Origin of the sequence: Citrobacter cronae, from assembly GCF_016893685.1 — a bacterium.
GTDB lineage: Bacteria > Pseudomonadota > Gammaproteobacteria > Enterobacterales > Enterobacteriaceae > Citrobacter > Citrobacter werkmanii.
On the sequence record NZ_CP069763.1, the window covers coordinates 2240956 to 2249460 of the forward strand.

The 8505-nt window shown below is 48.4% G+C and carries 9 protein-coding genes, 1 tRNA gene and 1 pseudogene; 6 read left to right on the forward strand and 5 right to left on the reverse strand.

Annotated elements, in window-relative coordinates; all coding sequences use genetic code 11:
• Window positions 1-37: 37 nt before the first annotated feature.
• Complete coding sequence (locus JSN25_RS09600; RefSeq protein WP_085047758.1) at window positions 38-808, forward strand: class I SAM-dependent methyltransferase; 771 nt, start codon at window positions 38-40, stop codon at window positions 806-808.
• 49 nt (window positions 809-857) lie between these two features.
• On the opposite strand, the gene mltD is transcribed toward JSN25_RS09600, so the two are convergent.
• Both mltD and gloB read right to left on the reverse strand, forming a co-directional pair.
• The gene (gene mltD / locus JSN25_RS09605) at window positions 858-2216 is read right to left on the reverse strand and encodes a murein transglycosylase D (RefSeq protein ID WP_042310500.1); all 1359 of its coding nucleotides are present in this window, start codon (window positions 2214-2216) and stop codon (window positions 858-860) included.
• Between the two features lie 71 nt (window positions 2217-2287).
• Entirely contained in the window at window positions 2288-3043 is a 756-nt protein-coding gene (gene gloB, locus JSN25_RS09610; protein WP_204525659.1) for a hydroxyacylglutathione hydrolase, read from the reverse strand.
• Window positions 3044-3076: 33 nt separating this feature from the next.
• On the opposite strand from gloB, the gene JSN25_RS09615 reads away from it, so the two are divergent.
• The gene (locus JSN25_RS09615; RefSeq protein WP_204525719.1) at window positions 3077-3799 is read left to right on the forward strand and encodes a class I SAM-dependent methyltransferase; all 723 of its coding nucleotides are present in this window, start codon (window positions 3077-3079) and stop codon (window positions 3797-3799) included.
• On the opposite strand, the pseudogene rnhA reads toward JSN25_RS09615, so the two are convergent.
• Window positions 3796-4374: pseudogene (gene rnhA / locus JSN25_RS09620) on the reverse strand (ribonuclease HI). The gene JSN25_RS09615 and the pseudogene rnhA sit on opposite strands and share 4 nt — an antisense overlap.
• On the opposite strand from rnhA, the gene dnaQ reads away from it, so the two are divergent.
• Together dnaQ and JSN25_RS09630 are read left to right on the forward strand one after the other, a co-directional pair.
• Window positions 4328-5056, forward strand: a complete 729-nt coding sequence (dnaQ, locus tag JSN25_RS09625; RefSeq protein WP_069324010.1) for a DNA polymerase III subunit epsilon — start codon at window positions 4328-4330, stop codon at window positions 5054-5056. The pseudogene rnhA and the gene dnaQ overlap by 47 nt on opposite strands.
• A gap of 133 nt (window positions 5057-5189) precedes the next feature.
• Window positions 5190-5263 (forward strand) — tRNA-Asp (locus tag JSN25_RS09630).
• 158 nt (window positions 5264-5421) lie between these two features.
• Here the strand turns inward: JSN25_RS09630 and JSN25_RS09635 are convergent.
• The gene (locus JSN25_RS09635) at window positions 5422-5940 is read right to left on the reverse strand and encodes a hypothetical protein (protein WP_204525660.1); all 519 of its coding nucleotides are present in this window, start codon (window positions 5938-5940) and stop codon (window positions 5422-5424) included.
• Between the two features lies 1 nt (window position 5941).
• Entirely contained in the window at window positions 5942-6730 is a 789-nt protein-coding gene (locus tag JSN25_RS09640; RefSeq protein ID WP_204525661.1) for a winged helix-turn-helix domain-containing protein, read from the reverse strand.
• 644 nt (window positions 6731-7374) lie between these two features.
• Between JSN25_RS09640 and JSN25_RS09645 the strand changes: the two genes are divergently transcribed.
• Together JSN25_RS09645 and JSN25_RS09650 are read left to right on the forward strand one after the other, a co-directional pair.
• The gene (locus JSN25_RS09645) at window positions 7375-7923 is read left to right on the forward strand and encodes a fimbrial protein (protein ID WP_204525662.1); all 549 of its coding nucleotides are present in this window, start codon (window positions 7375-7377) and stop codon (window positions 7921-7923) included.
• 69 nt (window positions 7924-7992) lie between these two features.
• The coding region (locus JSN25_RS09650; protein ID WP_204525663.1) for a fimbrial protein at window positions 7993-8505 on the forward strand (513 nt) is incomplete at its 3' end.

The window sequence follows — 8505 nt, forward strand, 5'->3', positions numbered from 1 at the left end:
TGCCCTTCTTATTAAACAACAACCGAAGGACAACACAATGACAACACGCTCCCATCATGACAACGTCGAAAAACAGTTTGGCTCTCAGGCTAATGCCTATTTGACCAGTGCGGTACATGCCTCTGGCCGCGATTTGCAACGCCTGTCCGCAAGATTGTCAGCATTTCCGCAAGCCCGGTTACTGGATATGGGATGCGGAGCAGGGCATGCCAGTTTTGTGGCTGCGCAACACGTCAGGCAGGTCGTAGCTTATGATTTATCTTCACAAATGCTTGAAGTGGTGGCGGAGGCGGCAAAAGACAGGGGGCTGGAAAACCTCTCCACGCGTCAGGGTTATGCCGAAAGCCTGCCATTTGAAGATAACGCGTTTGATGTGGTGATTAGCCGCTATTCCGCGCATCACTGGCATGATGTCGGGCGCGCGCTGCGGGAGGTGAACCGCGTCCTGAAGCCTGGCGGCGTACTGATCGTGATGGATGTGATGTCGCCGGGTCACCCTGTACGTGATATCTGGTTACAAACCGTGGAAGCGTTGCGTGATACCTCGCACGTACGCAATTATTCCAGCGGGGAGTGGCTGTCTTTAATCAATGACGCGAATCTCATTGCTGACACCTTGTTAACTGACCGCTTGCCGCTGGAGTTCAGTTCGTGGGTTGCGCGGATGCGTACGCCTGCGGCGTTGACCGAAGCGATTCGTTTATACCAACAGAGTGCATCTGCTGACGTGAAGGCCTACTTTGCATTACAGGAAGAGGGGTCGTTTACCAGCGACACGATAATGGTAGAGGCGCATAAAGCAGGATAAATAAAAAAGGCACTGGGGGGAAACCAGTGCCTTCATTTCTACAATGTTATCAGGAGTCCGGCATACCGTTGTTTTTCACAAACAACGTTAGCTGATCGCCAGGCTGCAGGTTATCCGTGTCGCTATTCCAGCGCATCACATCTTTGATGTTAACCCCGTGACGTTTGGCAATGCTCGACAGCGAGTCGCCCTTACGCACACGATAGGTGATGCTATCGCTGTTATTAGCCAGGCGCTGCGCGCTGGTTCCAGCGCCTACCGTCAGGCTTTGGCCTACTTTCAGGGAAGAACCACGCAGATTGTTCCACTGTTTCAGGTCTTTTGTGCTCACGCCAAGACGTGAAGCAACACCAGAAAGCGTATCGCCAGAGCGAACTTTGTAGCTACGGCTGTTCAGCGGCGTGTTATCCGCGAGCAGCGTTGACTGCACGGCTGCAATTTCGCCTGAAGCCAGAGACTCACGCAGCTTTTCTGCATGCTTCTTTGGCACCATCACATATTGCGGACCGCTGGCACCCAACGTGGAGCCTTTCACGCCTGCATTGAAGGTCTTCAGCTTGCTGACGGATATACCCGCCATATCGGCAACCTGAGCCATCTCAACCGGGCTATTCAAGCGAACACGTGCCAATGCGCGGCTTTCGTCTGTTGTAGGCAGACGCACGCCATAGCGCTTGCTGTTTTTGAGAATATCGCTCAAAGCCAGCATTTTGGGCACATACAGCTTCGTTTCCTGAGGCAACGGTAACGACCAGAAGTCGGTGGATTTACCACGCGCTTTGTTCGTTTTGATCGCCTTCATCACGCGACCTTCACCGCTATTATAAGCAGCAATGGTCAGCAGCCAGTCGCCATCAAACATCTTGTTCAGACGCTGCATCATGTCGAGCGCGGCAGTGGTGGAAGCCACAATGTCGCGACGTGCATCATAATTGCGGGTCTGCTTTAAACCATAATTGCGCCCCGTGCTCGGAATGATCTGCCAAATACCTGCGGCATTGGCGCCAGACGTTGCGTGAGGATCAAAAGCGCTCTCCACTATGGGTAGTAATACCAGTTCCATTGGCATGTTACGTTTCTTAACCTGCCCGGCTATCCAGTACATATACGGCTCTGCCCGTAAAGTTACATCGTGGAGATAGCTCTTATTGCGTAAATACTTCTGTTTCTGTTCGCGAATCCGGCTGTTTTCCGGAATTCCCATCTTTAGCTCGTCACCAATGAAAGCCCACAAATCTTGATCAGCAGCGATAGATGTTCCATCGTCCATCCATCGCGCCTGACTTGTAAACTTTCCTGCTTCCCCTTGACCAGCTGCAGAAAGGCTCTGTGCGTGCTGTTGGACGTTACCAGTATTCTGGCACCCAACAAGCAGGACAGAGGCGAGTAATATCGCTTTTGCCTTCATGTGTGTGTCAATAGTTGCTTAAAAGACGACCGATCATAACGGCGAAGTTTTCAAAAGGCAACCCGGAATTGTCAGAACGTATCTTTCTTTGACCTTAACCAGGCAAAACGCTCTTCAGGTTGTTGCAATATTGTTTCTTTGTTGATTTCATTAATTAAATCAATATCTTCAGTTCGCAAAAAAATATTATTTCGCCGCTCATTTTTCAGAATTACGGGTAGTGTCATTTGTTTTTTTACGCGTAACTCATTAACTTTACGATAATATTCATTTATGAACGAATCGTGCGGGAGGATGCTTAAAGCAAACTTCATATTTGCTAATGTGTACTCATGTGCGCAACAAATTAAAGTATCATCGGGAAGTGCGCTGATCTTTTTAAGTGAGTGATACATCTGCGTTGCGGTACCTTCAAAAAGCCGACCACAGCCACCAGAAAAGAGCGTATCCCCGCAAAACAGGTAAGGATGGCTAAAGTAACAGATATGTCCTAAAGTGTGACCCGGCGTGGCAATTACCTTAAATTCATGCCCCAATACGAGCGCAATATCGCCATCTTCGACTATCTGCGTCATTCCCTTATCTTGCGTTTCAGCCGGTCCGTATACCACTATTTGTGGGAAGTGTTGCAGGAGTTCTTTCACGCCGCCAACGTGATCCTGATGATGGTGGGTCAGCAGAATGGCCTCTGGCACCCAGTTATGTTCTGCAATGGCTTGCAGAACTGGGGCGGCTTCGCCCGGGTCGACAATCAGACAATGTTGGTCATTATTTGACAGGACCCAGATGTAATTGTCCTGAAATGCAGGAATACTGTTAAGATTCATATCTTACCTCTCAAAGCGAAACGGAAGGTTATGATGAAACCGGCAAGGATCCCTCAAACTGTCGTAGCGCCCGTGAGCTGGGATGATTTACCCTGGGGCGAATACTATCGTGAGGCGCTGGAGCATCAGCTTAACCCGTGGTTCGCAAAAATGTACGGTTTTCATCTGCTTAAAATTGGTAATTTAAGCGCAGAAATCGATTCTGAAGCGTGCGCGGTTTCTCATCAGGTAAATGTTTCTTTGCTGGGTTCTCCCATGCAGGTAACGGCAGATCCTTTGCATCTGCCCTTTGCCGATAAGTCGGTGGATGTCTGTTTGTTGGCCCATACGCTACCGTGGTGTTCCGATCCACATCGGTTACTGCGTGAAGCCGATCGCGTGTTGATTGATGACGGCTGGTTGATTCTGAGCGGGTTTAATCCGGTAAGCCTGATGGGACTGCGTAAACTGGTGCCGGTATTGCGCAAGACCTCGCCTTACAACAGTCGGATGTTTACCCTCATGCGTCAACTGGACTGGCTCTCTTTGCTAAATTTTGAAGTACTGCACTACAGCCGCTTTCATGTCCTGCCCTGGAACAAGAAGGGCGGGAAAATGTTAAGCGCCCATATTCCTGCCCTGGGATGTTTGCAGCTGGTGGTCGCACGTAAGCGAACCATTCCGCTTACGCTCAACCCAATGAAACAAAATAAAAGCAAAACGCCTATCCGCCAGGCCGTTGGCGCTACCCGGCAATACCGCAAACCTGACGCTTAAGACTCGGCCTGATACCCAATATCATCCTGAGTGGGACTCATTGCCGCGGCGCGCGCAAGCTCATCGCAGCGTTCGTTTTCCGGATGGCCCGCATGGCCTTTAACCCATTCCCATTTGATTTGATGCGGACCGAGCGCGGCATCCAGACGTTTCCACAGATCGACGTTCTTTACCGGTTTTTTATCTGCCGTTTTCCAGCCGCGCTTCTTCCAGTTGTGGATCCATTGCGTGATGCCCTGGCGCACATACTGACTGTCGGTACTGAGTATCACTTCACACTGTTCTTTCAGGGCTTCCAGCGCAACGATTGCCGCCATCAGCTCCATGCGATTATTGGTTGTGAGGTTGTACCCTTCACTAAAGGTTTTTTCGCGCCCGCGATAGCGTAAAATCGCCCCGTAACCACCTGGCCCTGGATTTCCTAGGCAAGAACCATCGGTGAAAATTTCTACCTGTTTAAGCATCTCTGGTAGACTTCCTGTTTTAGCAAATCGAAATCAAACGATAAGTCTGACATAAATGACCGTTATGAGCACTGGAATTACACGACAGGTAGTCCTCGATACCGAAACCACCGGTATGAACCAGATTGGCGCCCACTACGAAGGCCACAAGATCATTGAGATCGGTGCGGTCGAAGTGGTGAACCGCCGCCTGACCGGGAATAACTTCCATGTTTATTTGAAACCGGATCGGTTGGTGGACCCGGAAGCGTTTGGCGTACACGGAATCGCAGACGAATTCCTGCTTGATAAACCCACGTTTGCCGAGGTGGCCGATGAGTTTCTCGACTACATTCGCGGCGCGGAGCTGGTCATCCATAACGCATCGTTTGATATCGGCTTTATGGATTACGAGTTTGCTAAGCTCAATCGTGATATTCCGAAAACCAACGAATTTTGCAAAATAACCGATAGCCTGGCGCTAGCGAGGAAAATGTTTCCTGGCAAGCGAAACAGCCTCGATGCGTTGTGCTCGCGCTATGAAATAGACAACAGTAAACGAACCCTGCACGGCGCATTGCTCGATGCCCAGATTCTGGCCGACGTTTATCTGATGATGACCGGTGGGCAGACCACTATGGCGTTCTCGATGGAAGGCGACAGCCAGCAGCAAAATGACACTGGGATCCAGCGCATTGTTCGGCAGTCCAGTAAACTACGCGTTGTTTTCGCCACTGATGAGGAGTTAGCGGCCCATGAGTCGCGCCTTGACCTGGTGCAGAAGAAGGGCGGAAGTTGTCTCTGGCGGGCGTAGATTACCTAATTACAGGTCAGAAATGACCATTCGGGTGATTTTTGCAGCAAACGATTAAAAACGTGAGAAAAAGCGTTGACGAGGCGCGAGGCAATCCGTAATATTCGCTTCGTTCCCAAGCGGAACACAACGCGGAGTGGTAGTTCAGTTGGTTAGAATACCTGCCTGTCACGCAGGGGGTCGCGGGTTCGAGTCCCGTCCATTCCGCYAYTATTCAGAAAGCCTGAATCAGAAATGATTCAGGCTTTCGTCGTTTAAGCCCACCCAAAATAACAATCCCTTTATTACACTCTATCGATACATCCGCGCTGCCGGGCGGGAAACACATCAGGTCATCCTTAACCCGACGCATATCGTTGAGGCGATTAACCCGCGAAGTGATTCATCACGCAGGCGAAGCGGGGTGAAAAGTTATCGCCAATAAGAACCGTTTCCTCATTCAGGTGCTTCAGCATATATAGCTTGTCGGCACGTTCGTAAGCGTCGAAGAAAAGATAATCGACAGCATCCGTTGCGTCATCATCGGGGGATTTTTCACGTCCATCGGGAGTGAGCATGAAAACGCCTGCGGTATGGCCGAGCGGACGGGCGTAGCGAAAGAACAGTTTTCGGTTAACCGTGAACTCACCCTCATCACTTTTGAATTTCCCTTGTACTGACAATGAAAGGTGTCCGGAATTGTAGCTAGTGATCAGCATAATTCCGTTGAGTTCCTTTTTGCTATTTTGGATGTCGAGTATCGACGTGAATTCCGATGAGCATGAAAAGCTGATTTCTTGTTTCTTCGCATTCCCGGTGATAATGAAAAAAGCAATGGCCGCCAGCCCAAAAATGGCAATTACCACTGACCACAGTAAAGGAGAGTGATCACTTTCCTGCTTCATATCATTCCTCATAATGACGATACTGGCTGACGCAATGGTAATAGCCGAGGTTTAGTCCGCATTCAGCAGCAAACGACCACTCAACCAGGTTATGGTTGCTCGCCCACGTATTAAGATAGAGATCTTTTGGATGCGAACAGTTTGGGTTAATACCCACTGACTTGAAAATATCCAGCGCTTTTTTTTCGGTTATGGTGTCGGTGAGGGCGTTTCCTAGTATATGTACACGGCATTGCTCGTAGTCGATTGTTCTCAGAATAGCTGCGTCCGTCATGGCAATTTCATTGGGTATCCATGTTAACCACGCTGTCGCCAGTACCGCGATGCCGGTGATTAACGTTGTTATCGCGACAGGCCACCGGTTTCGTTTCTTTTTGCTGGGCGTCGATGCAACATGGGCAATTCTGGGGGGAGCTTGTGCTTCTTCCTGTAGCTGAATATTGATATTGGCGTCGCCCATCCGAAATCCCATCCGTGGAATGGTGACGATGAGTTCTGCAGGATGGCCCGTAGACGTTATTGCTTTGCGCAGAAATGAAATGTGCTGGTTGAGATTAGCATCTGTCGCCCGGGCGCCATTATGCTGGAAAACATTCAGCAGAATTTCATCGCGCGAGGAAATCTCTTTACCATTTTGCAACAAATAGAGCAGTAATTGCGTTGCCACATTATTCAATGTGGCCATTTCACCCGATGTCAGGTCTTTTAGGGTATTTTTATTTGGTCTGAAAACTAAGCCATCACCAATAATTACGGATTTAATTTTGTTTATTGGTATATGAGAAATCACTGATGTCTCCTTTAAAGCAGGATATCTCGCATTCGAGTGGGGGAAGCAATAGCATAACATAATTCATTTATAAAAAATGGTTGCGCCATAGAACGCTTCATTAATATTTATATAACAATATTTTAATATTTCTTATAAGATGTCTCATTCTCATTTCTCTCTGTCACTATCTTATTGTCATTACTCGCTTTTGATATCCAATTTCATTTTTACAAAACTTTTATAAATACATTTTGCCTGGTATCCAGACTAAATAAAAAAATAGTTGATAGATAAAAGCTCTATAAAAATAGTAAATAATAGATATTAATACTGGTATCAGCATTAATTTTGGCGATTTTTTAGGTAAACGATCGTTGTGCAGGCGATGATACAACACGATTCCCTGAGTTTGATTAATACCGTATTTTTGCATTGTGTCATTTTTCTGCCGACTTAATATAAGTCCCGAAACAGCCTGAACAGCTGTAGACGGTATTTCGTATGGAATGCCAACGATGTTCAAAATAAGGGGCGGGTTGAGATGGATTGTTTGCAAGGATATGCGCTACCGCCACCTGCAGATCAGCATTTCCCTGACGTTAAGTGTCTGCGGAAATAGATCCTCGAAATAACTAAAAACGGATATAAGGTTAAGTAGTAATATGAAAATGAAAAACGTGGCTGTGGCCTGCGCGCTGATGGCGGGAATGACTTTGACTGCCTCTTCTGCTTTCGCTGCAAAAAATGTCGAACCGACTAACGGTAAAATTCACTTCACCGGTTCTCTGGTTAATTCCGCATGCGGTCTGGCACCTGAATCCAGCCCGGTACAGGTTAATTTTGGCGAGATCCCAACCTCTCAGTTAAAAGACAACCAACGCGCTGGCGTTAAGCATGCCAAAATCGTTCTTCAGGGCTGCGACACCACCGTTGCGAAAACGGCCACTGTGACTTATACCCCGGCAACGATTGATACAGACAACAACGCGCTGGCCGCATTCACCTCTGGTACTGCAAAGGGCGCGGGTATTGGTATGGTTGACAGCGGCAACCAGGACGTGGAATGGGGTAAAGCTGCCTCTCAGGTCAACATCACTGACGGCGAAACCGACATTGATTTCGTGGCTTATCTGCAGGCAAACAACGCTTCTGCAGCGGTAACGCCGGGTGATTGCGAATCTACCGTTAATTTCCAGATCGACTATCAGTAATTACCCGCAGCGGGCGCATTAATGCGCCTGCTTAACCCTTCCTGCGAATAACTGAAAGGAAATACGGTTATGCCTGGATGGCGAATTTTACTGCTTTTTGTCTTTATCTCGCCTGCATGGGTTATGGCTGGCGCCCATCGTCTAAACAGTAAGCCCGGCAAAATGCGCATGCGAGGAAATATTATTGAGGCTGCCTGTTATGTTGATCCGCGCGACCGGTCGCTACTGGTTGAATTCGATGACCTCTCTGCCAGAGATATTTCCGGAAGACCAGAAAAAGTGTCTGCGCATGATTTCAGTATTCATTTGCTGGGATGTTCACTAGGGGATTCTCAACATTCCGGGAATGTGTTTCAACGCGCCAACATTACCTTTTCTGGTGCGCCTGACAGGGACCATCCTGATTATCTGAGCGTGCAGTCGGAAACTGAAAATTTAGCAATAGAAATATACGACAGTAAAGGACAGCAAATTCACCTGGGCGAACCATCACCGGATTATGTGCTTAATCCAGGGAAGAACACGCTCAACTTTACGGCTTATTTGATCTCCCGTGACGGAAGAATGACATCCGGCGAATTT

Coding starts and splice junctions, on each gene's coding strand:
- JSN25_RS09645 (WP_204525662.1), top strand. CDS start 7,375: ATGAAAATGAAAAACGTGGCTGTGGCCTGCGCGCTGATGGCGGGAATG.
- JSN25_RS09600 (WP_085047758.1), top strand. CDS start 38: ATGACAACACGCTCCCATCATGACAACGTCGAAAAACAGTTTGGCTCT.
- mltD (WP_042310500.1), bottom strand. CDS start 2,216: ATGAAGGCAAAAGCGATATTACTCGCCTCTGTCCTGCTTGTTGGGTGC.
- JSN25_RS09615 (WP_204525719.1), top strand. CDS start 3,077: ATGAAACCGGCAAGGATCCCTCAAACTGTCGTAGCGCCCGTGAGCTGG.
- JSN25_RS09635 (WP_204525660.1), bottom strand. CDS start 5,940: ATGAAGCAGGAAAGTGATCACTCTCCTTTACTGTGGTCAGTGGTAATT.
- dnaQ (WP_069324010.1), top strand. CDS start 4,328: ATGAGCACTGGAATTACACGACAGGTAGTCCTCGATACCGAAACCACC.
- gloB (WP_204525659.1), bottom strand. CDS start 3,043: ATGAATCTTAACAGTATTCCTGCATTTCAGGACAATTACATCTGGGTC.